Annotated in this window: 22 protein-coding genes; 15 read left to right on the forward strand and 7 right to left on the reverse strand. The window is 60.4% G+C overall.

Annotated elements, in window-relative coordinates; translation table 11 throughout:
- Positions 1-75 precede the first annotated feature (75 nt).
- Together M5B98_RS03915 and M5B98_RS03920 are read right to left on the reverse strand one after the other, a co-directional pair.
- Complete coding sequence (locus tag M5B98_RS03915) at positions 76-1692, reverse strand: dsDNA nuclease domain-containing protein (RefSeq protein WP_248741889.1); 1617 nt, start codon at positions 1690-1692, stop codon at positions 76-78.
- A 179-nt stretch (positions 1693-1871) separates the two neighbouring features.
- Positions 1872-2303 carry a type II secretion system protein N gene (locus M5B98_RS03920; RefSeq protein ID WP_096820023.1) on the reverse strand — a complete coding sequence of 144 codons (432 nt, stop codon included), beginning with the start codon at positions 2301-2303 and terminating at the stop codon, positions 1872-1874.
- A 133-nt stretch (positions 2304-2436) separates the two neighbouring features.
- Here M5B98_RS03920 and gspH point away from each other — a divergent pair, with 133 nt between their 5' ends.
- Both gspH and M5B98_RS03930 read left to right on the forward strand, forming a co-directional pair.
- Complete coding sequence (gene gspH, locus M5B98_RS03925; RefSeq protein WP_248741890.1) at positions 2437-2889, forward strand: type II secretion system minor pseudopilin GspH; 453 nt, start codon at positions 2437-2439, stop codon at positions 2887-2889.
- Positions 2886-3494, forward strand: coding sequence for a prepilin-type N-terminal cleavage/methylation domain-containing protein (locus M5B98_RS03930; protein WP_248741891.1), 609 nt, complete (start codon positions 2886-2888; stop codon positions 3492-3494). Before gspH ends, M5B98_RS03930 begins: the two co-directional genes overlap by 4 nt.
- Positions 3495-3649: 155 nt before the next feature.
- On the opposite strand, the gene M5B98_RS03935 is transcribed toward M5B98_RS03930, so the two are convergent.
- From M5B98_RS03935 to M5B98_RS03945, 3 genes are read right to left on the reverse strand one after another with little or no spacing between them, the layout of a single operon-like run.
- Positions 3650-4588 carry a FecR family protein gene (locus M5B98_RS03935; protein WP_248742169.1) on the reverse strand — a complete coding sequence of 313 codons (939 nt, stop codon included), beginning with the start codon at positions 4586-4588 and terminating at the stop codon, positions 3650-3652.
- 45 nt (positions 4589-4633) lie between these two features.
- A complete protein-coding gene (locus M5B98_RS03940) occupies positions 4634-5185 on the reverse strand; it encodes an RNA polymerase sigma factor (RefSeq protein WP_011334580.1) in 552 nt (183 codons plus the stop codon).
- Positions 5182-5856: an STN domain-containing protein gene (locus tag M5B98_RS03945; RefSeq protein WP_248741892.1), complete on the reverse strand. Its 675-nt coding sequence runs from the start codon at positions 5854-5856 to the stop codon at positions 5182-5184. The genes M5B98_RS03940 and M5B98_RS03945 overlap by 4 nt, the downstream gene beginning before the upstream one ends.
- A gap of 195 nt (positions 5857-6051) precedes the next feature.
- Between M5B98_RS03945 and M5B98_RS03950 the strand changes: the two genes are divergently transcribed.
- Positions 6052-6366 carry a hypothetical protein gene (locus tag M5B98_RS03950; RefSeq protein ID WP_025109823.1) on the forward strand — a complete coding sequence of 105 codons (315 nt, stop codon included), beginning with the start codon at positions 6052-6054 and terminating at the stop codon, positions 6364-6366.
- 46 nt (positions 6367-6412) lie between these two features.
- On the opposite strand, the gene M5B98_RS03955 is transcribed toward M5B98_RS03950, so the two are convergent.
- On the reverse strand, positions 6413-6856 hold the full coding sequence (locus M5B98_RS03955; protein WP_248741893.1) for a carboxymuconolactone decarboxylase family protein: 444 nt from the start codon (positions 6854-6856) through the stop codon (positions 6413-6415).
- A gap of 206 nt (positions 6857-7062) precedes the next feature.
- Between M5B98_RS03955 and M5B98_RS03960 the strand changes: the two genes are divergently transcribed.
- The 5 genes from M5B98_RS03960 to M5B98_RS03980 all read left to right on the forward strand — a co-directional run bounded on the left by M5B98_RS03960 (position 7063) and on the right by M5B98_RS03980 (position 11990).
- Positions 7063-8499 carry a PLP-dependent aminotransferase family protein gene (locus M5B98_RS03960; RefSeq protein WP_248741894.1) on the forward strand — a complete coding sequence of 479 codons (1437 nt, stop codon included), beginning with the start codon at positions 7063-7065 and terminating at the stop codon, positions 8497-8499.
- A gap of 120 nt (positions 8500-8619) precedes the next feature.
- Positions 8620-8913, forward strand: a complete 294-nt coding sequence (locus M5B98_RS03965) for a putative quinol monooxygenase (protein ID WP_085711307.1) — start codon at positions 8620-8622, stop codon at positions 8911-8913.
- A 225-nt stretch (positions 8914-9138) separates the two neighbouring features.
- The gene (locus M5B98_RS03970; RefSeq protein WP_248741895.1) at positions 9139-9540 is read left to right on the forward strand and encodes a cupin domain-containing protein; all 402 of its coding nucleotides are present in this window, start codon (positions 9139-9141) and stop codon (positions 9538-9540) included.
- Positions 9541-9768: 228 nt separating this feature from the next.
- Positions 9769-11001 (forward strand): hypothetical protein, encoded by a 1233-nt coding sequence (locus M5B98_RS03975; RefSeq protein ID WP_248741896.1) that lies wholly within the window; start codon positions 9769-9771, stop codon positions 10999-11001.
- Positions 11002-11276: 275 nt separating this feature from the next.
- Positions 11277-11990, forward strand: a complete 714-nt coding sequence (locus tag M5B98_RS03980; protein ID WP_248741897.1) for an ATPase — start codon at positions 11277-11279, stop codon at positions 11988-11990.
- A gap of 269 nt (positions 11991-12259) precedes the next feature.
- Here the strand turns inward: M5B98_RS03980 and M5B98_RS03985 are convergent, their stop codons facing one another.
- Positions 12260-17146, reverse strand: coding sequence for an NAD-glutamate dehydrogenase (locus M5B98_RS03985; protein ID WP_248741898.1), 4887 nt, complete (start codon positions 17144-17146; stop codon positions 12260-12262).
- A gap of 516 nt (positions 17147-17662) precedes the next feature.
- Here M5B98_RS03985 and M5B98_RS03990 point away from each other — a divergent pair.
- The 7 genes from M5B98_RS03990 to M5B98_RS04020 all read left to right on the forward strand — a co-directional run bounded on the left by M5B98_RS03990 (position 17663) and on the right by M5B98_RS04020 (position 25073).
- Positions 17663-18016, forward strand: coding sequence for a hypothetical protein (locus M5B98_RS03990; RefSeq protein ID WP_248741899.1), 354 nt, complete (start codon positions 17663-17665; stop codon positions 18014-18016).
- A 211-nt stretch (positions 18017-18227) separates the two neighbouring features.
- The gene (locus M5B98_RS03995; RefSeq protein WP_007913915.1) at positions 18228-19187 is read left to right on the forward strand and encodes an AAA family ATPase; all 960 of its coding nucleotides are present in this window, start codon (positions 18228-18230) and stop codon (positions 19185-19187) included.
- Between the two features lie 5 nt (positions 19188-19192).
- The gene (locus tag M5B98_RS04000; protein ID WP_085711312.1) at positions 19193-20137 is read left to right on the forward strand and encodes a DUF58 domain-containing protein; all 945 of its coding nucleotides are present in this window, start codon (positions 19193-19195) and stop codon (positions 20135-20137) included.
- Positions 20134-20631, forward strand: coding sequence for a DUF4381 domain-containing protein (locus M5B98_RS04005; protein WP_085734027.1), 498 nt, complete (start codon positions 20134-20136; stop codon positions 20629-20631). The genes M5B98_RS04000 and M5B98_RS04005 overlap by 4 nt, the downstream gene beginning before the upstream one ends.
- Complete coding sequence (locus M5B98_RS04010; protein WP_114883579.1) at positions 20624-21703, forward strand: vWA domain-containing protein; 1080 nt, start codon at positions 20624-20626, stop codon at positions 21701-21703. The genes M5B98_RS04005 and M5B98_RS04010 overlap by 8 nt, the downstream gene beginning before the upstream one ends.
- Positions 21700-23436: a tetratricopeptide repeat protein gene (locus M5B98_RS04015; protein ID WP_248741900.1), complete on the forward strand. Its 1737-nt coding sequence runs from the start codon at positions 21700-21702 to the stop codon at positions 23434-23436. Before M5B98_RS04010 ends, M5B98_RS04015 begins: the two co-directional genes overlap by 4 nt.
- Complete coding sequence (locus M5B98_RS04020; protein WP_248741901.1) at positions 23433-25073, forward strand: BatD family protein; 1641 nt, start codon at positions 23433-23435, stop codon at positions 25071-25073. Before M5B98_RS04015 ends, M5B98_RS04020 begins: the two co-directional genes overlap by 4 nt.
- Positions 25074-25226: the final 153 nt, after the last annotated feature.

The following is a 25226-nucleotide window of genomic DNA, read 5'->3' on the forward strand; positions in this document are numbered from 1 at the left end:
TTGACCGCGGACAGGTATTCGAAAGACGAGAACTCCCCCCCTTGCAGGCTTTTTTTGCCTGCTCATAGAACTCCGTCATATCACCTCCCTTACCTTATCCTCGACCAACTTGGTTAACCGCTCAAGACTCGGAGCCGGATAGATAAAGATCTGGATACAAAGATCAGCAAATGGTGAGTCCTCAATGAGATCTGCTGCGAACTTCTCAAATAACGCTCTCGTTTCCAACTCCAATTCATCTTCGTGCCCCGGTGTTTCAGGGTCGGTAAGCAGGTTCGAGTCGTAACCCACGAACAGAACGAAGGTGAAGCGATCAATGTGGGCATCGAATGCTTGGCTGCCATCAAGGATTTCGTCGATGTCGTGGCGCAGCAGGTAGTCATCGTCTTTTATATCGAGGATTTTTCTGCGTGCGGTATCGAAGCACTGCGAAATGTCCTCGTACAACCGATCCCGTATCTGAGGAAGTCTCATGGCGATGTCGAAATCCGTTACCAACTCACTGAAGCCAATCCAGAGTTGATCACCTTCTGGGTCGCGGCGGACGATGTGCACATTTTCCAGAATTTTCTCGGCCCCAGGTCTTTCCACATGCAGCATGCAGGGTATGGGCTGGCTTTCATGGTGTTGCCGGATTGTGGCGTGCAACAGAACACGCCCTAGAAACTCACTGACGTCATCGAGAGATGTGAAAACGGATGTCCGTAGACGCTCTCGCTTCTCTACAAGCGTCAGCTTGTAAATATCTGACATTTCTTTTGGCCGGAGAAAAATCTCATCCAACCATTGGCAAACGTTGTCCACAATGTGCTGGTAGCGGTATTTCTTAAGCGAGTACTGCTGATGCAGAACCTGCCCATTGCGCTTAGCACACGTCGAAGCCATAGGCGCTCTAAATGGTATAAGGATGTGGGGCAAGTCCCGTTTAACGTAGATTTTGCGCCCTGATCGGGACTGGTCATCCTCTACGCGCAACTTGAACCACCCAAGAAGATCGAGTCTGTTATAGGACTTGTCATCAACACTGTGGATCCGCCGAGAATGCTCGCCCCTACGTGTGACGGTATCGAGGATGCGGTTCCATATATCTTCAGAAACGGTTTCAGAGCTAAGAATGACCCCATGCAAATCTTGGGAGGCCATTCGTATATTTCTGATCCCCATTAGTTCCAGTTCGCGCAGGGTGTGATAGATCTCCCAAGTGGCCGCGTCGACCCAGCCCGCGACGCTCACACCCGCCGCAGTCTGATAATTGCTCGTGCGTTTGTTGAGGTCGTCAATTAGCTCCTGCCGCCCAGTCTTCCCTATTCGGGCTTTTGGGCTGATCGTCAAGTACTCAAGAGTTTTGTTCACTTTGTCTTCGGTGACGATCGAATACCTACACGACAAACCGGCACCTGATTCGCATTGCATTGATTTGTGCAATATCGAACTGCAGGCGATTGTCTTCCTGTCGGCGCCCTTCGAGTTTTTGACGATGTCGGAGATGTTCCAGCGCGTCTTCTCGGTACTCTTCACCTGCACGAAATTGACGTACCCGTCAAAGACGATATCAATATCGTCTGTGACCTCACAACGGACACTTCGGATAGTTTTATCGCGAAGCATTTGGGTGACATGGTAGGCGGCGACACAATCTTGGAATAGAAAACCGTGTTTGGCTGCTACGCCACCTGAATCATTTGATTCCATCTCGACATCCATGACAATTTGCCGAGAATCTAGGGGATTTCTTTGCCATAGTCCACACAAGTGACACCATTTCGCCAGCAGAGTACAAGTTATCTGCTTTCACAAATGCGTTTGAGTCGGCACTACAACAGGCACATCACCAGCTGAAAAAGCCAGAATACTATCTACATCCCCACAACTCACGGCCTCACCAACCTAGGCATCTCCACCCCCTCCCCCAACCTCTCAACCCCCAACCGCACCCGCTCCCCACCCTGCTCAATCACCACCCCATCCCCCTCCACCGCCACCAACTTCACCCCAGGGCTCACCCGCTCTCCCTGCAAAAAACTCCTCGGCGGCCCATCGTTCAAACTCAAAATCGCCACCGCCCCGCGACTCCCTGCCATCACGCCACTGACCTTGATCTCCACCGGCGCCGTTCGATTGGAAAACCACTGCAATGCCGGGTTATCGCTACGCGCAGCGAGCAGTTGCGGCGTAGCCGCCGGGGTGTGGGATTCGGCGGTGGTCAGGAGCAGGGATGACCAGGTGGCGATGCCGACCAGGGCGGCCAGCAGTGCGGCGGCCTGGATGAGTTGGGGGGGTGAAAAGCGTGCGGTGAATCTCATGGGCTGAATCTCCTTTTAGTCCCGGTGACCAGACTACGCGGCAATTCTCACGGTTTTATTTCACACGCCTTACATGTTGGCCGTGCAGGATGGTTTTTTGGGACGGGGCTGGACGCAAAGGAGTGCGCATTCGATGAACCGGGGCAGGCAGCAGGGTTTTACGTTGATCGAATTGATGGTGGTTCTGGTGATCATCGGCATCGCCAGTGCGGCAATCAGTCTGAGTATCAAGCCCGATCCGTTGCAGTTGCTGCGCAAGGACGCCGAGCGCGTGGCGCAGTTGCTGCAGATTGCCCAGGCTGAGGCCCGCGCCGATGGCCGGCCGATTGCGTGGTTGAGCGATGGCAAGGGGTTTCGGTTCAGTCGGCGCAGTGACAGTGGCACGGGGTTTGATCATTTCGATCGGGACCCGCAGTTGCGGCCGCGTCCCTGGCAGAGTCCGAAGCTGGAGGTGCGGGTGGAGCCGAAGCAGAAAGTGGTGCTCAACGCGGAGTGGATCAATCCGCCGCTGCAGTTGACGCTGTCTGACGGGCTCAATCGGTTGAGTGTGCTGCGGGATGCTTCGGGCCGGATTAGCGTGCAATGAACAGACAACAAGGTTTTACGCTGATCGAGGTGATGGTCGCGATTCTGTTGATGGCGGTGGTCAGTCTGATTGCCTGGAAGGGGCTGGACAGTGTCACCCGCGCTGACAGTCATTTGCAGGCCAGTGGTGAGCAGAGCGACAGCCTGTTGCGGGCGTTGAATCAGATGCAGCGGGATGTGGAGATGCGCGCGGGGATCGAGCTGACGGAGCCGAAGAAGGTCGGCACTGAGGATGAACCGGCGACGGCCCCGCCTGCGCTTACGGTGCGCAGCAGTGACAGCAAGGGGTTTCGGCTGGACATCATTCGGAGTGCGGCGGATCAGCCGGGGGCTTTGCAGCGGGTGCGCTGGTGGCTCAAGGGGGACACGTTGTATCGCGCGGTGGCGCCGGCGCGCAGTCGGTATCCGTTGCCGGCGCCGACGGCTGGGGTGGCGGTTTTGGGTGAGGTGAGTGATTTGCAGGTGCGGGTTTGGGAGGCGGACAAGGGGTGGCGGCAGTTGAGCGGGAATCGGCGGGAGGATCCGTTGGGGTTGGAGGTGCGGTTGACTCGGGAGACGGCGCAGGGGGTGGAGAAGTATCGGCAGGTTATGGGGCCGTTGGAGTAATTTGAATCACTGAGATCCCTGTGGGAGCGAGCTTGCTCCGGGCGGCGATCCGACGAAGGGGCCGGAAGATTCAACATCTCATTGACTGAACTACCGCTTTCGCGAGCAAGCTCGCTCCCACAGGGTTCTAGGGTGTTTGTGGGTGTTGTGTTGGGTTAGCTGAGGACGACTACGCCGCCTGGGAGTTCGGTGCATTTGACGCCGTAGGCATCACGAATCAGTGCGCCTACGCCGGCCAGTTGATCGAGGGAGAAACGTGCCTGTACGCGGCGCTGGCCGAGTTCTCGGTTGAGCAGCAGCAACATGCCCGGACGATAGCGGTTGATCTCGTCGATCATCTGGCTGAGGCTCGTGCCGTTGAACACCAGTACCTGCTGACGCCAGTTCATCACCGCCGCCGTGTCGACGTTTTGCACAGTGCCAACCTGCTGCGCGTCATAGGTCAGTTGCTGGCCCGGTTCCAGGCGCAGGCTGCGGCCTTCGACTTCCACATCCACCGCACCATCCAGGCACGTCACGCACACCTGTTGATCGAGGTTGCGCAGGTTGAACCGCGCCCTGCTCGCCCGCAACCAACCGCCACCGGCCTGCATCGCCATGGGCAGCCGTGCGGTCTGCACTTCGACTTCGCCGCTGACCAGTTCAAAACCCTGCACGCCCTCATCCACCGAACGCTGATTGATTCGGGTCTGGGTGTTCAGTTCCAGGCTCAAACCATCGGCCGGTTCGACGCGACGTTGCTGGCCGACTTCGGTGATGTAATCGGCGCCGAGCCCGGAGAACCCGCCCGGGATCGTGCCGCGCACCAGCAGGAACGCCGCCGATGCGGCAATGGCGCCGCCGATAAAGGCCCGTCGTCCGAACCGGCGTGGTGCCCGCAATTCTTCCGCCGCCGGTTGCAGCAGGTGCCACAACGCCTTGCACTCTTCGAAGGCGCGGGCGTGTTCGGGGCTTTGGGCGCACCACTGGCGCAGCGCTCGGGCGTCGGCGACCGTGGCGCGGCCGGAGGTCAGCAGGATCAGCCAGTCGCGGGCTTCGCTTTGCAGACGCTCGGCAGGCGTGGGCTCGGCAGGTGTCAGACGGAAGATGTTCAAACGCACAGGTACTCGACGGGTTGATCGGGACACTCAATCGGAGCTTCATTCACTAGACGGTTTTCCGGCCCCGCGACCGAACCGCTGAAACACTTTTCTTTCCAGTTTGGCCGCGCAGTGTCCGAGGGCAGCCTTGATTTCCTTCTCGACCATGCGCGTGGAGATGCCGAATCGCTGGGAGATTTCCAGGTGCGGCGCTTCTTCCAGCCGTGCGGCGATGAAGATCCGGCGACGCCGGGCTGGCAGTTCGTAGAGGGCGCTGAGCAGCGACTGGATTTCCTTTTGCCCGCCGACCACGCGCATCGGGTCCAGCGCTTCGTCGCTGACTTGCAGCAGTTCTTCGACTTCGCTGCCGGTGAGCAGCCGCGCATCGGCCTGGCGGCGGTCGGCGGCGATGTTCAGGGCCATGCGATAGAGGTAGGCGTTGGGCCGCAGCAGGTTCGGCGGCGCTTCCATGCGGTCGACCCGCAGGTAGGTTTCGTGCAGCACGTCGTTGGCCAGGTCCTCCGAGCCGAGACGGCGTCGCAGGCGCACCCGAAAGTCCTCGTAGGACGTCAGGAACAGCTGGACCATCGAACTTTGTCCGGCGTCTTTCATCCCCCGGAAACTCCTTCCCATTGTGTGCATTCCATGCGCTTTCCTGACGATTCGGGTAACAACAGCAACGTGACTGGCTGGCGCAATGCGCCGGGTGTGGGCCGGTCGATCTTGAGCGTGTGAAAACTGTCTACCAGCGCTGCATCGCGCCGAACATCGCCGGTGGTGGTGACCAACCGGTTGTGCTGCACCACGCCGTCGCGGCCGATCCACAACTGCAACACCGCGCGAAAACTGCCGGGCCGGGTCAGCGGCGAACGACACAAGTTGCGTTCGATGGCCGCCTGCACCGCCGTGGCGTAACTGCGGTTGACCGCGACGCTGGCGGGGGTCGGTTTCTCCGCCGGCATTGGCACGTCCTCGACTTGCGCAACCTGCAAGGTGAACGCGTCGTCGCGGCTGTATTTGGCCATCAAGCCGCTGCCGCCGAGCATCCGGCGCAACGCTTCGGCGGCGGTGAATTCGCCATCCACCGCCAGGGAGCGTCGACCACGACTCAACTGGCTGTCGACCAGCACCGCCATGCCAGTGGCGCGGCTGAACTGATCGAGGGCGCGGGCCAGCTCCTGGGCCGGGATGTGCAGCGTCATGCGCATCGTCGCCGGCACCGGGTCGGCGCTGGCATGGCTCAGAAACAAGCCAAGCAGCAGCCCCAGACAGAGCTGGCGCATGAGCGCTGAGCGCGCAAATTCGTCCCTGGCACGGCCTCGCTGCACGGCTGATGCACCCCTGAAAACCGTCATCCTGAGGGCTGTTTATGAATCTGGTGTGACGGCCACTGCAAAAAAACCATCACGGGATCGGCGCGCCCGTTGCACTAGACTCTTGAGTTAGAGCGGCCCCTTCGGGCCGGCCAGGAGGCACACATGAAATCACTGTGGACATTGGCGCTGAGCGGGCTGTTGTTGACCCTGTCGGGCGGCGTGCATGCCGAGCAGGCAGTGGGTTGCGTCGAGGTGACCGTGGGCGGTTACAAGGCGCCGAATTACGACTGCCTGAGCCAGCAGATGGGCAATAACCCCGACGGCGCGGCGGCTGCGCAGAAGAATCAGGAAGCGATGAATGTGCCGGTCAACAAGCGCCCGCCGAATCAGGTGGGGCTGGCGACACCGGCGGCGACCAGCACGCGGATGGGCAATACGTTTGGCACGTCGGTGAAACCGCAGCGGCCGCCGAACTAGTTTTTACCTGTTCCTTCCCACGCTCCCGAGTGGGAACGATCATCAACTAGTGATCGCTGGGGACCTGGCGAAAACTCACCGCCAGGCGATTCCAGCTGCTGATGGTGCTGACAGCCATGGTCAGGTCCACCAGTTCGCCTTCGTTGAACTGTGTTCGCGCTTGTTCATAGACGTCATCCGGCACATGACTTTCCGCCAGCAGCGTCACCGCGTCGGTCCAGGCCAGTGCGGCCCGCTCGCGCAGATTGAAGAAGCCGCTGTCGCGCCAGACCGCGATGGCGTACAGCCGCCGGTCCGTCTCCCCTGCCCGCCGCGCTTCCACCGAATGCATGTCGGTGCAGAACGCGCAGCCGTTGAGTTGCGAGGCGCGGATCTTGATCAGGTGCAGCAGCGGCGCCTCGATGCTCAGGCTGCTGGTCAGCGCTTCCAGGGCAATCATTGCTTTCATGGCTTTGGGTGAAGCGCTGTAGTAATCCAGACGCGGGGACATGGGCGGGTCTCGGGCAGCAGAAGAGTCATTTCACGGTAAGCGCTGGCAGGCCAGGGTTACAGCCCCAATTGCACGGAAAACCGGCAGACCACTGATCCTTGACCAATTTGCGGTTTTTACTCCGCGCAACTTCTGCCCCGCGTGCATTCGGGAGTAATCTGGCGGGCGCACAATCCGCCTCATTCGCCCCCAGGAGCCCCGTCGGTATGGAACTTCATGTCGTGATCAACGGCCGCAAGGATCTGGCCGGTCAGTTGTACCAGCAACTGCGCGGCGCCATTGAATCCGGGCGCCTGGCCGCCGGCACGCAACTGCCGCCCAGCCGCTTGCTCGCCGAGCAACTGGGGATTTCGCGCAAGACTATTTCCGACACTTACGCGCAGCTGACTTACGAAAACTTCCTCACCGGCGTCATCGGCAAAGGCACGTACGTCAACGCCCGCTCGACGCCGGTGCAGCGCAAGCAAAGCCATTCCGAGCTGGCCAGTTCCGAGGTGATCGAGAGCTGGTGCAACCTGCCGGTGTTCCTGCGCCACCCGACGCTGGACGGCTCGCTGCGTTACGACTTTATCGGCGGTGCCACCAGCAAGGGCCAGTTCCCCCACGATGACTGGCGTCGCTGTGTCTCCCACGCCATGCGGCAGATGGCGGGTTCCAAAGGTTTCTACAGCGTGGCGGAAGGTTTGCCGGCGCTGCGCAATGCGATTGCCCGGCACATTGCGTTCTCCCGTGGCGTGAACTGCCAGGACGAAGACATTGTGGTGTGCAACGGCGCGCAGCAGGCGCTCGACCTGATCGCCCGGGTGCTGCTGCGCCCCGGCAGTCTGGTGGCGATGGAAGATCCGGGTTATCCGCCGGCACGTCTGCTGTTTGGCACCCATGGCGCCACCGTGGTCGGTGTGCCGGTGGATGCGGAAGGGATTCAGGTCGAGCAGATTCCCGACGGCACCCGGTTGATCTACGTGACACCGTCGCACCAGTTCCCGCTGGGCATGCCGATGAGCCATGCCCGGCGCGAGGCGTTGCTGGCGCGGGCCTACGAGCTCGGCGCGATCATCATCGAGGACGACTATGACAGCGAGTTCCGCTACGAGGGCCGGCCGACGGATTCGCTGCACAACCTCGATCAGCGCGGCATCGTCGCCTACGTCGGCACCTTCTCGAAAACCCTGCTGCCCGAGCTGCGCCTCGGTTACGCGATCCTGCCACCGGCGATTCTCGAAGCGGTGATCCGCGCCAAGCAACTCACCGACCTGCACGCCTCCACCCTGCCGCAATGGGCGCTGGCCAAGTTCATCGCCGAGGGCTGCCTGCTCAAGCACATTCGCCGCTGCCACACTGTTTATGCCCAGCGCCGCGAGCGGATCCTGGCGCGCATGGCCACCGACCTGTCGCCGTGGCTGGAGGCAGTGCCGGCCAGCGCAGGCTTTCATATGGCGGTGTTCTGCCGTGTGCCGATCGACTTGCCGCTGGTGATCGAACTGGCGAAAAAGGTCGAAGTCGGGCTGTACGCCATCGACGGCTTCTATTACCAGCAGCCGGCCAGAAGCGGGATGTACTTCGGTTTCGGCGCCATCGAGACGCTGGATATCGATATCGCGCTGGATCGCCTGCGCGACATTCTGCAACAGGTCGCCGGGTAGATTGGTCTAACGGATTACCCGCCGATTGGTTATTGGTGATCCCGGGGTGCAGGCCTATTCTGCACAGGCGTTATCCCTCAATGAGCAGGATTCGTCCGGCCTGATTCAGGAGTGTGAGCAATGTCCAACGAAGTGATCAACACCGTACAGGTGCAGGCTGCGGCCGGCCGCTCCGAGGAGCTGGGCAGGCAGTTGCAGAAGATCGTCGAAACCCTTCGCGAAACGCCGGGCTGTGATTCCTATCTGGTCGACCGCTGCCCTGACGACAGCCACCGCTGGACCGTCAGTGCTCGTTGGCAGTCGGAGGCGGCGATGCAGGCGCACTTCAACCGGCCTGAGGCGCAGGGGTTTATTGACTTGATCGATAGTCGGCTGGCCAATAGTGTGGATTTCAACAGTTTCCCTATCGTCTGAACCAATGCCATCGCGAGCAGGCTCGCTCCCACAGGGTTTCGTGCGGTTCATAAATGGTTGGAACGGCACAAAACTTGTGGGAGCGAGCCTGCTCGCGATGGCGTATTTGAATACGCTGAAATACCACAGATTGGTCACCTGAACTTCCCGAATATTGGCGGTGTGAATGGCCCGGAGCGGGGACTACTGTGAAGACCGACTCCCCCACTTCACAGGTGACCCGCCATGAAACTCCTGCCCATTTTCGCCGCCGCTCTCGCCCTGTCTGTTTCTGCCGCCGCCATGGCCCACGATGCCTCCGAGAAGGTCTCGGTCCTGCAGGACCAGATGCTGAAAAACGTCCCCGGCAAAAAAGCCATGATGATCGAAGTCGACTACAAACCCGGCCAGTCCTCCATCGCCCACAAACACGACGGCACGGCCATGGCCTATGTGCTCGAAGGCGAAGTGACTTCCCAGGTCAAGGGCGAACAAGCGATCACCTACAAGAAAGGCCAGTTCTGGTACGAACCGGCCGGCTCCGAGCATCTGGTGTCGAAAAACGCCAGCAACACCAAACCTGCCAAGTTGCTGGTGTTCATGGTGCTGTCGCCTGATGAAAAAGTGTTGATCCCGCTGGAACAGTGATTGAGATCGCGCGACAAAATCACAGGCGTTCAAATCATCGATCACGAACTTTCTTGCTTCCCGTTGCTATAAATTGGAATCAGTTGGTGCCAAAGTCGTTCTATAAAAAGCGAACCATTGAAGCACCCTTAAATTAATGATGTTGTCTACTGTCAAGACTGACAGTAGACAACCAGTGCAACAAACTCAATGATCCTCTGGGCTTTCCAATTAACTGAGGATTTGAACATGAACGATAAACGCTCAGCCGCGCATCTGGATGATACTTTCGGGCTTAATGGAAAAGCTATCGTTCATATACCAAACAATGAGATCGGCCTGTCGCGAATTCAGGGACTGGCGGTTGACTCAAGGGGGGGAATTTTGTTCGTCAGCAGCACCGCTGATAAATTTGTTTTGGGCTGTTTCGCAGACAATGGCGTCCCAGATGAAAGATTCGCAAACCGTGGTTTTGTCCTGGATAAATTTAGCAACGAAGGAGCCTCATCAGGAGGCAGCATTACGCTTTTAGAAGATGAAAGCATATTGCTTCAAGGTTCACATCAAACTGACGGCCGGACGATGGTCGCCCTTGCATGCTTTAATAGGCACGGAAATTACGAAACCGATTTTGGCAACCATGGAAAAATCGTCATCCCGCTCCCCGCCTCTGCTCAGACTCCACCCCCTGCACCTGCTTCGGGTAATGGCCACTCTTCGAGAGCGCCCATAGTACTTCCCGACGGAAAAATACTGGCGATCCACAGAAACTATCTCATTCAACTTTTGAAATCCGGCCAACCCAACAACGATTTCAACAAGGGCAAACCCTACATTGATATCAAGCACACTGATTACCCAGTAAACCTCTATAACATCATTCGAGTTTCCGATGACCTGATCTGCGTAGCAGGCAACGCAAAAGTCGCCAACAATTGGTTGGGCATTGTGACCATGTATACAACAGCCGGAGAGCTTGTACACGGCTTTGCAGACAACGGATATCTGCTTTTCGAACATTTAAGCTTCGAAAACAACATTGTTTCCATCGAAAAACTCAACTCGAAAAAACTGCTCATTACCGGTCAAAAGATCGGATTCCCCAACAAAGGGTATATTACGAGCATCACCGACTCAGGAAAAATTGTGCAAGACTTCAACGGAGGTAAACCTGTCCTGACTCCGAACGACGAAAGCAGAAGTCTCGCTTGGCACACAAGCGCGATTGACCGACAGAGCAGAATTATCGCTGTCGGTGGCTCGATGGAGAATGGTGCAGCGCCTGCCTACCTCCCGATTGCCCGTTTCCTGCAAGATGGCGAACCTGATTTAACCTTTCACAGGGACAATGGATTGCTCACCTTGAATGGCCTTCAACTTTCGGAGGCAATTGCAATCGATAAGCAGGAGCGGCTTCTGGTTGGCGGCATCACCCAAGTGAATTTGGAACTGAAGCCAGTACTGATACGAATTTTGGCGTAAAGCCACCGGATACTAAACACCTCTACCACTGAGCATTAACAAATCAATAGAAAACTCGTCCACTCATAAGTAAAAAAGCTCAAATCGTTGATTTGAGCTTTTTTATTTCCTACCGCAATTAGAAAACCAAGGATAAGCCAAACAAGACTACGACTCTGCTGAACATCACATGAATTTCACATTCAATATGACTTTTGCGGGGTTAACATGAATCAACAGCCGGCATTGACGGCTGCCCGAGATTTCCGACTCAAGTTTTTCACGGGAGAAACACCATGAAACCTGTGTTCGCCAGCGCCTTCACCATCTCACTATTGACATTAACTGCCTGTTCGGTGCCCACCGCGCCAACAATGGTATCGTCGCTCGACACCCTCTTCACTCAACCGGTGGGCCGCAGTAGTGCGACCGCTGTAAAAAGCGGTCCAGGTGTGTCACTGGGCATGCTCTACAGCCCGAGCACCCAGACCAACCGCGAATACCTGCGCGAGTATCAGGCCAACGCCGGCACCGGTTTCGGCCAGAGTTTGCTGGTGCAGCCGATCCACGACGCCTACGTCGCCACTTCAAAACCGGACATGGCCGTGGATTGGGTGAAAGCCTCGCTGCAACGCCAGTTCGGCTCGGTTACGGTGTACCCGGACATGCAGAGCCTGCGTGCGGCGAATCCGGACGTGGTGGCGATCGTCGATACTCACAGCCAGTTGATTACTTCGCGCAGTTCGGACATCAAGGCGGATGTGAGTGCGGACTTCTATGACGGCAAGTTCAACTATATCGGGACGGCCAAGGGGTCCGAGGCGAAAGAGTTGACGCCGGTGTGGGCGGACTTCAAGCGTTCGGAGGAGATTGTTGCGGATATTAATCAGCAGCAGGAAGTTCAGGTCCGGGCGCTGCAGAAGTTTGACCAGTCGCTCAGTAATTTGCTGACCAGACCGACAGATAAAGTGTCGATGCTCGATACTAAACAACTACATAAGTTGCAGTGACTATCAGGCCGCTGCCCTCACCCTAACCCTCTCCCGGGGGGAGAGGGGACTGACCGAGGTGTTCTTTCGAACTACACCGACGTGAGATACCGAGTCGAACTTGAGTTTGAAAAGCATGAAGATCGGCTCCCTTTCCCCTCGCCCCCCCTGGGGGAGAGGGCTGGGGTGAGGGGGTTGGATCTACGCAGCACCACACAAATACCGCCGAACAACAGGCATAAAAAAACCCCGCTTCTTTCGAGAGCGGGGCTTTTTCATTCAACGGCTACTCAAGCAAGCTCAAGCTCCGCAGTCGCTGCAGCAGGCACGACCGCCTGACCGCTCAGCGCCACGTCGTTCAGCTCACGGTTGGCCACCGCGTACATGGCGTAGTCGGTGCCGCTGGCGGCACGGATTTCCACCAGCATGGCGCGCCAGCGCTGGATCATCGCGTCGTGTTGCGCCATCCACAGCGCCAGACGCTCTTCCACGTCCAGGTTGCCGCCGCCCGCTTGCAGAACGGCGATGGTGATCGCGCGTTGCTGCCAGTCGACGTCGTCGCGGAACGCTTCACGGGCCAGGGCCTGCCAGTTGTTTTCAACCGGCAAGGCGCTGATCTGCGAGATGTACCAGGTGATGTCCAGCGCGCTGCCCACGGCGAAATACGCCTTGGCCACTTCGGCCGGATCCTGGCCAGTCACGTCGGCCGCTTCGATGATCGGCAGCAGCGTGTAGAGGTGGGTCGTACCCGCCACCATACGCGCCAGCAGTTCCGGTACACCGGCCGCCACGTAAGCCTGATAACGCTCTTGCCAGTTTTCACGGATTTCGCCGCTCAGCAGCTCGTCCAGTTTCAGACCCAGCTCCTTGAGGTGCGGACCGAAATGCGCGACGTCACGGGCAGCGTTCTGCTCGTTGCGACGGGCACGCAGGAACCAGCGCGTAGCGCGACGGCCCAGACGCATCAGCTCGTCCATCAGCTCCAGTTGCACGTCAGCGGAGACCTGATAGTCCAGCGCTTCGATCTGACGGAACCAGTGCGGGAGGTGGAAGATGTCACGCACGATCACGTAGGCGCCGGCAACGTTCGCCGGGGTCATGCCGGTGGACTCTTTGAGTCGCTGAACGAAGGTGATGCCCATGTGGTTGACCAGATCGTTGGCGATCTGGGTGCTGACGATCTCGCGCTTCAGACGGTGACGACGCATGGCATCGGCGAACTTGCTGACCAGGCTCGGCGGGAACGCGGTTTCCATGTCGCGGGTCAAGTAATCGTCGTCCGGCACCAGCGAGTCCAGCAGCTGCTGCTTGAGGTCGATCTTGCTGTACGAGATCAGCACCGACAGTTCCGGACGCGTCAGGCCCTTGCCGGTCGCGGCACGCTCGGTGAGCTGCTCCTCGGTCGGCAGGTACTCGATGGCGCGGTCCAGCTTGCCACGGCCTTCCAGGTCGCTCATCAGGCGTTTGTACTCGGCGGCACGCTCGTAGGCACGGCGGGCAGCCAGGGACAGGGCCTGGGTCTGCTTGTAGTTGTTGCCCAGCACCAAACCACCGACTTCGTCGGTCATGCTTGCCAGCAACTGATCGCGTTGCTTGCCGGTCATGTCGCCGGCCTGAACCACTTCGTTCAGCAGGATCTTGATGTTCACTTCGTGGTCGGAGCAGTCCACGCCACCGGCGTTGTCGATGAAGTCGGTGTTGGAACCGCCGCCATTGAGACCGAACTCCACACGACCCAGTTGGGTCATGCCGAGGTTACCGCCCTCGCCCACAACCTTGCAGCGCAGTTCGTTGCCGTTCACGCGCAGCGCATCGTTGGCCTTGTCGCCGACATCGGCGTGGCTTTCGCTGCTGGCTTTGACGTAAGTACCGATACCGCCATTCCACAGCAGATCCACCGGCGCCTTGAGCAAGGCGTTCAGCAGTTCGGTCGGGGTCAGCTTGTCGGCCTGGATGTCGAAGCGCTCTTTCATCTGTGGCGAGATGGCAATGCTCTTCGCGCTGCGCGAGAAGATACCGCCGCCTTCGGACATGATGCTGGTGTCGTAGTCGGACCATGCCGAACGCGGCAGGTCGAACATGCGCTGACGCTCGACGAAGCTGGTGGCCGGGTTCGGGTTCGGGTCGATGAAGATGTGCATGTGGTTGAACGCGGCAACCAGTTGCAGCTTGTCGGACATCAACAGGCCGTTACCGAATACGTCGCCGGCCATGTCGCCGATGCCGACCACGGTCACGCTGTCTTCCTGGACATTGATGCCGCGCTCGCGGAAGTGACGCTGTACGCCGACCCACGCGCCCTTGGCGGTGATGCCCATTTTCTTGTGGTCGTAACCGGCCGAACCACCGGACGCAAACGCGTCACCCAGCCAGAAGCCGTAGTCGATGGCGATGCCGTTGGCGATGTCGGAGAAGGTTGCAGTGCCCTTGTCCGCCGCGACCACCAGGTACGGGTCATCGTCGTCATGACGCACGACATTGACCGGCGGTACCAGTTTGCCGTCCTTCAGGTTGTCGGTGATGTCCAGCAGACCCGAGATGAAGATGCGGTAGCAGGCGATGCCCTCGGCCGCGATCTCGTCACGGCTGCCGCCCAGTGGCAGGCGACGCGGCAGGAAGCCGCCCTTCGCACCCACCGGCACGATGACCGAGTTCTTCACTTGCTGGGCTTTTACCAGGCCGAGGACTTCGGTACGGAAGTCTTCTTCACGGTCGGACCAGCGCAGGCCACCACGCGCAACGTTGCCGAAGCGCAGGTGCACGCCTTCGACGCGAGGCGAGTAAACGAAGATTTCGAACTTCGGAACCGGCTTCGGCAGCTCAGGGATCAAGTGCGGGTTGAACTTGAAGCTGAAGTACGACTTGTTCTGGCCGTTGGCGTCGGTCTGGTAGAAGTTGGTGCGCAGGGTCGCTTTGATCAGGTCCAGGTAACGACGCAGGATGCGGTCTTCGTTGAGGACTTGAACGTCGTCCAGCGCGGTCAGGATCGCTTGTTCCAGACGCAGTTGCTTGTCGTCCAGATCATCGCTGCCCAGCTTGCGTGCCAGGTAGAAGCGGGTCTTGAACAACCGGGTCAGTTCGCGAGCGATGTCGGTGTGGTTGTTCAGGGTGCTGGCGATGTAGCCGAGGTCGAAGCCCAGACGGATCTGCTTCAGGTAGCGAGCGTAGGCACGCAGCAGCGCGACGTCGCGCCATGGCAGGCCGGCGGTCAGCACCAGACGGTTGAACGCATCGTTTTCGGCGTCGCCGCGCACGATGTGGACGAACGCGTCCTGCAGGGTGTCATTGAGCTGCTGGATGTCCAGGTCCATGCCTTCGGCGGCAGTGAACGCAAAGTCGTGGATCCAGAACTCGCGGCCGTTGTTGTGACGCAGGCGATACGGGAACTCGCCCAGCACGCGCAGGCCGAGGTTTTCCAGGATCGGCAGCACGTCGGACAGCGCCAGCGGGGTATCGGCGTGATACAGCTTGCAGTGCAGCTCGCGCGGGCCGGACGCCAGCGGCTGATAGAAGCTCATGGCCAGCGGCTTCTTCTCGCTCAGGTTCAGCAGGTGCTGCATGTCGACCACAGCCGAGTGCGCAGCGAAACGCTCGCGGTAGCCGGCCGGGAAGCCTTTCGGGAAGTCGGCCAGCACGTTGGTGCCGTTGGCTTCGCCGAAGGTTTCGACGGTCAGGGCGGCGTAGTCGTCCTGCCAGCTGCGGCAAGCCTGGATGACTTCGTTTTCCAGTTGCAGCGGGTCGATGTCGATGCGGTTTTTCGGGTCGACGCGCAGGATCAGTTGCACGCGGGCCAGCACGGACTCGGAGAAGAAGGTCCAGAACTCGCAGTCGGTCGCCTTCAGGCGCTCCATCAGCACTTGCTGGATCTTCTGGCGGACTTCGGTGGAATAGATGTCGCGCGGCACGTAGGCCAGGCAGTAGCAGAAACGACCGTACGGGTCTTTGCGCAGGAACACGCGGATCTTGTTGCGCTCCTGGATCTGCACGATCGACATCACGGTGCTGAACAGTTCGTCGACCGGGGTCTGGAACAGGTCGTCACGCGGCAGCACTTCCAGAACCTGGGCCAGTTCCTTGCCCAGGTGAGCCTTGGCCTGGAAGCCGGAGCGACGCTCGATTTCTTCGACCTTGCGGCGGATGAACGGGATGACACGTACGCTTTCGCCATACACCGACGAGGTGTACAGGCCCATGAAGCGGTGTTCCTTGATGACTTTGCCGTCGGCGTCGATTTCGCGGATCGACACGTAATCCGGGTAGGCCGGACGGTGGACGCGGCTCGGGTGTGCAGCCTTGGCGAACGACAGCAGTGTCGGTTCGCGCAGGTAGTTCACGGCGTAGTCTTCGATGTGGCGGTCTTCGTTGGTCAGACCGGTGCGCAGCATCTTGGTCAGGCCGAGGAACGAATTCTGGTCGTATTCGATGTGGCCGCCATCGGCCTGATCGACAACAGTGAATTCTTCATAGCCGAGGAAGGTGAAGTGGTTGCCCACCAGCCATTCCAGGAAGCTCTTGATTTCGTTCTTCTCGCCGGCATCGACGGCAAATGCGCTGTTATCGAGCTTGGTGAGGATTTCCTGCACCTTGGCCTTCATCGGCTCGAAATCGGCGACCGCGACGCGGACTTCACCCAGAACCTGTTCCAGTTCCTTGCTCAGCACATTCAGTTCGGCCGCGTTGGCGCAGCGGTCGATTTCCAGGTACATCAGCGACTCGTGCAGGATGCCTTCGCCGGTGGTGCCCTTCGGCAGGATTTCCAGCAGTTCGCCCTTGCTGCCACGACGCACGCTGAGCACGGTGGTCTGCAGGGTGTGGATGCTGTAGCCGCGGCGGTTCAGCTCGGTACGCACCGAGTCCACCAGGAATGGCAGGTCGTGGTGCAGCACTTCGACCGCGGTGTGGGTCGACTGCCAGCCGTGACGTTCGTAATCGGGGTTGTAGACGCGCACTTGCGGTTGCGCGTGATCGAAGCGCTCAAGCAGGCGCCACGCAGAAAGAGTACAGCCAGCGAGGTCGGAGAGGCGACGTTGGGTCAGCTCGTCCAGGGAAATGATGCCGAAGAATTGTTCAGCGAACAGCGCCACTTGTGGCAGTGCCTGTTCACTGATGTGCTGCGCCAGTGCCGCTTGCAGTTGGTGCTGGAAGTCGGCTTTGCTGGCTGCGGTGAAGAACGCCATCTGTGGTACTCCGCTTGGGCTTGTTATTGATGGAAAGCGTCGCGTACAAAACCCCTTTCGGGGCGTTCCGTCGCCCTGTTCCTGAATCTCGGGCAGAGGAAACAGGGTGACAGGTGGGTGAAGCTGGACGAGACACTCAGGTCACATTCACCTTCCATGAATGGGCATCTGCAAAAACGACTGTCCGGCATCATTTTGGAGCCTGCGACAATGCCTTTACGGGTGCTCATCCGTTGCGCAGCTTAATGGGTGCGACAATGTGTCTGCTTGCGGTGCTGCGACATATTCGGTCATTGGCACGTAAACCCGGGCAGGCGCATCGGTAAACACTAGCATTCATGGGGCGCAACGCCGGTCTGAATCCCCGGTTTCACGGTACAGGCGTGCCAGAAATGACCATTGACCTGTGTCGCGCTCACGACACATCCTCTGACACTCTCACATGCAGAAATTCCCGGGGGCTGGCAGAATCGCGCCCAATTGCGACCAACAAGCCCGCCGAGGCAGGAATTCCCCATGCAAATGACCACCGCCCTTTTGATCGTCAACCCGTGCGACGACGAAGAAGACAACATGGCCATGCTCTGCTGCCACAGCGATAAGGGCGAAATGTTTCTGATGAGCCGCTATCCGGACGAGGATGAGCTGGAGATCACGCTTGATGGCGAGCCGTCCACTCTCGACGGCGTGAAGGTCACCCTGACCAACACCCTGCTGAAGATCGAAATCGCGGCGGCGGATGCCGATGCGCTGAATGGTGATGATGTGCTGGAAATCACCTACAACCCGGACATGGTGGATCTGGCAGAGGTTGAAGAAACCCTGAAGAACATTCTTGACGGTACTGGCACCTTTATCAGCCAGATTTGAGGGTCTCTGGGCCGGCCCTTTCGCGTACGAAAGGGCCCGAAAGAACACCGCACCTCCCCCGCCCTACAAATTTCCAACAATTGCCCCGGTCATTTCCCGCACTTTGCGCAAAATGCCGTTAGTCGCCACCCCCTGCGATGGATTAAAGTAACGCCCCCAGCCCCGGCGTTATCCGAACGCCTGTGGCCACCCTTTCCAGGAACAGTCATCGATGGAACATCGTGAAGCGCTGCTGGCGCTGCGAACCTTTCTTTCAACGCAGATTCTCGGCCAGGAAAAACTCATCGAGCGCTTGCTCATCGCCCTGCTCGCCGACGGCCACATGCTGGTCGAGGGCGCCCCGGGTCTGGCCAAGACCAAAGCGATCAAAGAACTCGCCGAGGGCATCGAAGCCCAGTTCCATCGCATCCAGTTCACCCCGGACCTGCTGCCCGCCGACATCACCGGCACCGAGATCTATCGCCCGGAAACCGGCAGCTTCGTGTTCCAGCAAGGCCCGATCTTCCACAACCTGGTGCTGGCGGACGAAATCAACCGTGCCCCCGCCAAAGTGCAATCGGCGCTGCTCGAAGCCATGGCCGAGCGTCAGGTCAGTGTCGGACGCAGCACTTACGAGCTGTCGCCGCTGTTTCTGGTAATGGCCACGCAGAACCCGATCGAGCAGGAAGGCACCTATCCGCTGCCTGAAGCGCAGCTCGACCGCTTCCTGATGCACGTGAAAATCGGTTTCCCGGACGCCGCCGTCGAGCGTCGGATCCTGCAACAGGCACGGGGCGAAGCCCTGAACGGCGAAACCAAACCCGAGCGCCGGGTCAGCCAGCAGGCGATCTTCGCCGCGCGCAAGGAAATCCTTGGCCTGTACATGGCGGACGCCGTGGAGGAATACCTGGTGCAACTGGTCATGGCCACGCGCAACCCGGCCAAGTTCGATCCGGAAATGGCCGAGTGGATTGCCTACGGCGCCAGCCCGCGCGGCTCCATCGCCCTCGACCGCTGTGCCCGCGCCCACGCCTGGCTGGCCGGTCGCGACTTCGTCAGCCCGGAAGACATCCAGGCTGTGCTGTTCGATGTATTGCGTCACCGCATCATTCTGTCGTTCGAGGCCGAAGCCGCCGGCATCGACCAGGATCGGGTGGTGCAACGGATTCTCGACGTCGTAGCCGTCGCTTGACCCCCATGAACGCCTCCCTGCCGTCCGAACCCGGTATCCGCATCTCCCTCGCCGAATTGATCGAGATGCGCCACCGCGTGCGCGAAGTGCAGCTGTTTTCCACGCCGAGCCAGCGCAGCCCGCTGATCGGCCTGCATCACTCGAAATTCCGCGGCCGTGGCGTCGACTTCGATCAGGTGCGGGTCTATCAGGCCGGCGACGACGTGCGCACCATCGACTGGCGCGTCACCGCACGGACTCAGGAGCCGCACACCAAGCTGTTCCATGAAGAACGCGAACGGCCGATTTTCATCATGGTCGAGCAAAGCACGCGGCTGTTCTTCGGCTCCGGGCTGATGTTCAAATCGGTGCTTGCGGCGCAAGCGGCGGCGCTGATCGGCTGGGCTGCGCTGGGCCATAACGACCGGGTCGGCGGACTGGTGTTTGGCGACAACGAGCATTACGAGATCAAACCGCGCCGCAGCAAGCAGAGCCTGCTGCAACTGCTCAACCGCTTGGTGAAGGTCAATCAATCACTGCACAGCGAGCGGGAGCCGGATCGCGATGCGTTTGGTGTTGCATTGCGTCGGGCCCGTGAAGTATTGCGTCCGGGCAGTCTGGTGATCGTGATCTGTGACGAGCGCGCCCTGAGCGACAGCGCCGAGCAGCAACTGAGCCTGCTGTCACGTCATTGCGATCTGCTGATGCTGCCGCTGTCCGACCCGCTGGACCACGCCCTGCCCGCCGCCGGTCTGCTGCGATTCGCCGAGCGCGGCGCGCAACTGGAACTCGACACACTGAATTTCGATCTGCGCCAGACCTATCGCGCCCAGGCCGAAGCGCGCATCGCTCGCTGGGAATTGCTCGCGCAGAAACTGCGGGTCTTGCTGATGCCCTTGAGCACCCAGAGCGAAATGGTCGAGCAGATGCGCGAGTTCCTCAATCCGCAGCGCCCGGGGAACGTTCGATGAACGGTCTCGAACAACTGCAACCTCTGATTTCCCCGCCACCGATCGCCTTCTGGCCGCCGGCGCCGGGCTGGTGGCTGCTGCTTTTGCTGCTGCCACTGATCGGCTACGCGTTGTGGCGTCTGCGCCGTTTCATTCCGATCAAGAAGAAACCCGTCGTGCGCGCCGAAATCCCGCTTGATCCAGTGCGCATTGCCGCACTCGCCGAGCTGGCGCAAATGGTCAAACCCTACGACGGCGCACCGGCCGGTGCCTGGCTGCAGCAGCTCAATGGCCTGCTCAAACGCCTGTGCCGCAACCATTACCCCTACAGCCAGAGCCACACCCTTAACGGCCGCAAATGGCTGGCATTTCTCGACAACCGCTGCCCTGCCGCCGGCCTGACTCGCTGGATGGTGCTCGTCGAGGGCGCGTACAAACCTGAATGCAAACTCGACGACAAGGCCATCGCCGGCCTGACGCAAGCCGTCGATACGTGGATCCGCAAGCATGTTTGAGTTCGCCTGGCCGTGGATCTTTGTGCTGTTGCCGCTGCCGTGGCTGATGCGCCTGGTGCTACCGGTGGCCGACAGCGGCGAGCCGGCGCTGAAAGTGAGCTTTCTCGGTGATCTGGAAGGCCTCGCCCGCCGCCGCGCCCGGGCCAATCTGCCGGCCTGGCGTCAGCAAGCACCGTTCATGCTGCTGTGGCTGTTGCTGCTGATCGCCGCCGCCCGCCCGCAATGGCTGGGCGAGCCGTTGCCGATTGCCGCCAGTGGTCGTGATCTGCTGGTGGCGGTGGACGTGTCCGGCTCGATGGACTTTCCCGACATGCAATGGAACGACGAAGACGTCAGTCGCCTGTCGCTGGTCCAGCATTTGCTCGGTGATTTTCTGGAAAGCCGTGATGGCGACCGGGTCGGTTTGATCCTGTTCGGCAGCCAGGCTTACCTGCAGGCACCGCTGACGTTTGACCGGCGCACCGTGCGCGTGTGGCTCGACGAAGCGCGGATCGGCATTGCCGGCAAGAACACCGCCATCGGCGACGCCATTGGTCTGGCGCTGAAACGCCTGCGCATGCGCCCGGCGCAGAGCCGCGTGCTGATTCTGGTCACCGACGGCGCCAACAACGGCGGCGAAATCGAGCCGCTGACCGCCGCAAAACTGGCAGCCAACGAAGGCGTGAAAATCTATCCGATCGGCATCGGTGCCGATCCCGAAGAGAGCGGCGCCACGGCGCTGCTCGGCGGCAACCCGACCCTCGACCTCGACGAGCCGGCACTCAAGGCCATCGCCGATGCCACCGGCGGCCGCTATTTCCGTGCCCGCGACGGCAAGGAACTGCAAGCGATCAAGGACACCCTCGACCAACTGGAGCCGGTGGCCCAGCAACCGACTCAGGCGCGCCCGGCCCAAGCGCTATATCAATGGCCGCTGGCATTGGCGTTGCTGTTGAGCATGTTGCTGGTGGCCCGTGAATTGTGGCCGGACAACCCGTTGCAACGCCTGTTCACCAAGGAGCTGTATCTGCAAAGCCCACTGCCTGACTGGCGCGAGCGCCTCAAGCGCCTGCGTTTGCGGAGGCGCCGATGATCGCCCTCTGGCCGCACTGGTTCCGTCCTTGGTGGTTGCTGCTGTTGCCGCTGCTCGGCTGGTTGATCTGGCAGCTCTGGCACCGGCAGAAACGCGCCGGACGCTGGCAGATGATTCTGCCGCCGGCGTTCCATGCCGCATTGCTCAGTGGCGGCAGCGGTCGCGACAGCAAGTTGCCGTGGGTTGCGTTGGGCGTTGCGTGGTTGCTGACGATCCTGGCGCTGCTCGGGCCGAGCTGGGAACGGGTCGAACAGACCAGCCAGAAACCGGCGGATCCGTTGGTGGTGGTGCTGGAACTGACCCCGGAAATGCTCGCCACCGACTCGCCGCCGACCCGTCTGGAACAGGCCCGACGCAAGCTGTTCGATCTGCTCAAAGCACGCAGCGATGCGCAGACCGCCATCGTCGTTTACGCCGGCAGCGCCCACACGCTGGTGCCGCTGTCGGATGATCTGGCGACCAGTCGCAATCTGCTCGATGCCCTCAAGCCGTCACTGATGCCGGAGAGCGGCCATCGCGCCGACCTCGCAGTGAGCAAGGCGCTGGCATTGCTGGAACAAGGGGCGCTGGGTCAGGGCCGCATTCTGCTGATCGGTTCTTCGCTGTCCGATGAAGAGCGACAGGGCATTCGCCGCGCACTGAGCGGGCAATCGGCGCAGCTGCTGATGCTCGGCATCGGCACCGCCGAGGGCGCGCCGATTGCTCAGGAGGACGGCAGTTTCCTCAAGGACGCACAGGGTGCGATCCGCGTGCCGCAACTCGACAGCCCCGGCCTCGGTGCCTTCCTCAATTCGGTGGGTGGCGAGTACCACAGCGCGCGGCTGGATGAATCGGACTTGCGCAGCCTCGGCCTGCTCGATGGCCCGCGCAGCCTGCGCAATGACGGCCAGACCTTGCGCCTCGATACCTGGGCCGATCAGGGTTACTGGCTGCTGTTGCCGTTGTTGCTGCTCGCCGCCTGTGCCGGGCGCCGTGGCTGGTTGTTCTGCCTGCCGCTGCTCTTCTGCCTGCCGCAACCGAGCTACGCTTTCAATTTCGAAGACCTGTGGCTGCGTCCCGACCAGCAGGGTTTGCATCTGCTGAAACAGAAGCGTCCGGCCGAGGCTGCGCAACACTTCGAAGACCACCAATGGCAAGGGCTGGCGTTGTACGAGGCCGGCGATTACAGTGGCGCCGCCGAGCGTTTCGCCGAGGGCAGCGATGCCCGCGCCCACTACAATCGTGGCAACGCACTGGCGAAAAGCGGTGAGCTGGAAGCGGCGATCGACGCCTATGAACAGGCTCTGGAATTGCAGCCTGACTTGCGCCCGGCGCTGACCAACAAGGCACTGGTGGAGAACCTGCTCAAGCAGAAAAACACCCCGCCGCCCGCCGAGCCCGAGAAGCAACCGACGCAGCAAAACGTGCCGGGCGACGAACCACCGCCCGCCACCGCGCCGCCACCGGCGATCAAGAATGACGCGCAAAGTGAGGCCCAGCCTGCGGAGTCAGCGAGCGAACCGCCGCCGACCACGCCGCCACAGCCGGGCCCCAACGAATTGCCGGACAGCGCGCCGGACGCGGAACTGAACACGGCCCCGACGCTGAGCCCCGGCGAGGACAACCTCGAAGGCGAGCAACGTCAGGCACTGGAGCAATGGCTGGGCAAGATCCCGGACGATCCGGGCGAACTGCTGCGACGCAAATTCTGGTACGAACAGCAACAACATCAGGATCAGGAAAACACTCGATGACCCGTTTCACCGCTCTCTTGCTACCCCTGCTGATCTGCACGGCCACCGCCCAGGCGGCCGAGCTGACGGCCAGTGTGGATCGCAGTCGCCTGAACTCCGGCGAAACGGTGGAACTCACCCTCGAATCCAACGATGTCACGCAGTTCGGCAAGCCTGACCTGACCCCGCTCGAACCGCTGTTCGAAGTGCGCGGCACGCGTCAGGTCAACCAGTTGAACACGCTTAACAACGAGAACCGCGCCACCACCCGCTGGATCATTACCCTGCTGCCGAAACAGAACGGCAGCGTGGAAATTCCGTCATTGAAACTGGGTGAAACCCAGAGCCAGCCGATCACCGTGCAGGTGGTGGAAAGCGACGTCACCGAAGAAAAGAACGTGCTCGACCCGGTGTTCATCGAGTCCAGCCTCGACCAGAGCAGCGTCTATGTGCAGGCCCAGGCCGTCCTGACCCTGCGCATCTACCATTCGGTGTCGCTGTACGACGACAGCAGCGTCACCCCGTTGCAGATCACCGATGCACGAGTCGAACAGCTGGGCGATACACGCACCTACGAAAAAGACATCAACGGCGTGCGGCATGGCGTGATCGAAATGCGCTACGCGATCTTCCCGCAGCACAGCGGTTTGCTGACCATCACCCCGCAAACCTTCAGCGCCACACGGGTGGACACCCAGCCTGCCAAGGACGCCAACGCACAGGGGCCGAAACCGGGCAAAGTGTTGCGAGTGACCTCTACGGAAATCCCGCTGACGGTCAAACCCAAACCGATGACTTATCCGGCCGACGCGCCGTGGCTGCCGGCCCGCAGCCTGAGCCTCAGCGAAAGCTGGAACCCGGAACCGGATCACACCCAGGTCGGCGACTCCCTGACCCGCAGCCTGACCCTCAAGGTCGAAGGCCTGGCCAGTTCGCAACTGCCCGCCCTGCCGGCCACCGAGGCCAACGGCCTGCGTCGCTACCCGGACCAACCGGTGCTCAACAACCAGAGCAGCGAGCGTGGTTTGATCGGCAGCCGTGAAGAACGCGAAGCCCTGGTGCCGAGCCGCAGCGGTTCGATCGAACTGCCGACCGTGGACGTGGTGTGGTGGAACACCTTCGAAGATCACCTGGAACACACCAGCCTGCCGGCCCGCACCCTGCAAGTGGTGAACAACCCGAGCCTGCAGGTCGACACCCCGGCCGGCAGCGCGCAATCCTTCAACGCCGCCGACAGCGAAGCGCTGTGGTGGTGGAAACTCAGCACGCTGATCCTGGCCTGCACCACCCTCCTCGGCTTCGGCCTCTGGTGGCGCGCCCGCTGGCAACCGGCAATCCTGCGCGCCGCCCAAACCGGCCCGAGCCCGCGCACCCTGCTCGACGACATCAAACGCGCCAGCCAGGCCAACGACCCGCAAGCCACCCGCCAGGCCCTCGACGCCTGGGCCCGTCAGCAGCCGGAGACACTGGCGGATATGGCAGCGCGTTTTGTGCCGCTGTCGGATGCGCTTGATGGGCTGAACGGCGCGCTGTACAGCGAGACCGGGCAGCATTGGCAGGGTGAAGATTTGTGGCGGGCGATTCGCACGATTCCGACGGCGGAGCGGGTGCAGGATCCGGTGGGTGATAGTGGGTTGCCGCCGCTTTATCCGAAGTAGATTGGGGAATCGTCAGAGTGTGATTATTACGGCAACTGACGATCGCCTCTCACGGGCTTCATCATCAAATTGCCCTCGAATAAAAAAGGGGACGGATTTATTAATCAAACAAGTCCGTCCCCTTTGCACTCACACAAAGAAGCTCAATCATTG

Source organism: Pseudomonas sp. MWU12-3088 (genome assembly GCF_023242405.1).
GTDB classification, from domain to species: Bacteria; Pseudomonadota; Gammaproteobacteria; order Pseudomonadales; family Pseudomonadaceae; genus Aquipseudomonas; species Aquipseudomonas kribbensis.

What these genes read in the sequence shown, in the direction of transcription:
- M5B98_RS04005 (WP_085734027.1), top strand. Translation starts at nt 20,134, where the DNA reads ATGAACGGTCTCGAACAACTGCAACCTCTGATTTCCCCGCCACCGATC.
- M5B98_RS03930 (WP_248741891.1), top strand. Translation starts at nt 2,886, where the DNA reads ATGAACAGACAACAAGGTTTTACGCTGATCGAGGTGATGGTCGCGATT.
- M5B98_RS03970 (WP_248741895.1), top strand. Translation starts at nt 9,139, where the DNA reads ATGAAACTCCTGCCCATTTTCGCCGCCGCTCTCGCCCTGTCTGTTTCT.
- M5B98_RS03945 (WP_248741892.1), bottom strand. Translation starts at nt 5,856, where the DNA reads ATGCGCCAGCTCTGTCTGGGGCTGCTGCTTGGCTTGTTTCTGAGCCAT.
- M5B98_RS03975 (WP_248741896.1), top strand. Translation starts at nt 9,769, where the DNA reads ATGAACGATAAACGCTCAGCCGCGCATCTGGATGATACTTTCGGGCTT.
- M5B98_RS04020 (WP_248741901.1), top strand. Translation starts at nt 23,433, where the DNA reads ATGACCCGTTTCACCGCTCTCTTGCTACCCCTGCTGATCTGCACGGCC.
- M5B98_RS03995 (WP_007913915.1), top strand. Translation starts at nt 18,228, where the DNA reads ATGGAACATCGTGAAGCGCTGCTGGCGCTGCGAACCTTTCTTTCAACG.
- gspH (WP_248741890.1), top strand. Translation starts at nt 2,437, where the DNA reads ATGAACCGGGGCAGGCAGCAGGGTTTTACGTTGATCGAATTGATGGTG.
- M5B98_RS03990 (WP_248741899.1), top strand. Translation starts at nt 17,663, where the DNA reads ATGCAAATGACCACCGCCCTTTTGATCGTCAACCCGTGCGACGACGAA.
- M5B98_RS04010 (WP_114883579.1), top strand. Translation starts at nt 20,624, where the DNA reads ATGTTTGAGTTCGCCTGGCCGTGGATCTTTGTGCTGTTGCCGCTGCCG.
- M5B98_RS03915 (WP_248741889.1), bottom strand. Translation starts at nt 1,692, where the DNA reads ATGGAATCAAATGATTCAGGTGGCGTAGCAGCCAAACACGGTTTTCTA.
- M5B98_RS03960 (WP_248741894.1), top strand. Translation starts at nt 7,063, where the DNA reads ATGGAACTTCATGTCGTGATCAACGGCCGCAAGGATCTGGCCGGTCAG.
- M5B98_RS03985 (WP_248741898.1), bottom strand. Translation starts at nt 17,146, where the DNA reads ATGGCGTTCTTCACCGCAGCCAGCAAAGCCGACTTCCAGCACCAACTG.
- M5B98_RS03920 (WP_096820023.1), bottom strand. Translation starts at nt 2,303, where the DNA reads ATGAGATTCACCGCACGCTTTTCACCCCCCCAACTCATCCAGGCCGCC.
- M5B98_RS03950 (WP_025109823.1), top strand. Translation starts at nt 6,052, where the DNA reads ATGAAATCACTGTGGACATTGGCGCTGAGCGGGCTGTTGTTGACCCTG.
- M5B98_RS03955 (WP_248741893.1), bottom strand. Translation starts at nt 6,856, where the DNA reads ATGTCCCCGCGTCTGGATTACTACAGCGCTTCACCCAAAGCCATGAAA.
- M5B98_RS03965 (WP_085711307.1), top strand. Translation starts at nt 8,620, where the DNA reads ATGTCCAACGAAGTGATCAACACCGTACAGGTGCAGGCTGCGGCCGGC.
- M5B98_RS03980 (WP_248741897.1), top strand. Translation starts at nt 11,277, where the DNA reads ATGAAACCTGTGTTCGCCAGCGCCTTCACCATCTCACTATTGACATTA.
- M5B98_RS04015 (WP_248741900.1), top strand. Translation starts at nt 21,700, where the DNA reads ATGATCGCCCTCTGGCCGCACTGGTTCCGTCCTTGGTGGTTGCTGCTG.
- M5B98_RS04000 (WP_085711312.1), top strand. Translation starts at nt 19,193, where the DNA reads ATGAACGCCTCCCTGCCGTCCGAACCCGGTATCCGCATCTCCCTCGCC.
- M5B98_RS03940 (WP_011334580.1), bottom strand. Translation starts at nt 5,185, where the DNA reads ATGAAAGACGCCGGACAAAGTTCGATGGTCCAGCTGTTCCTGACGTCC.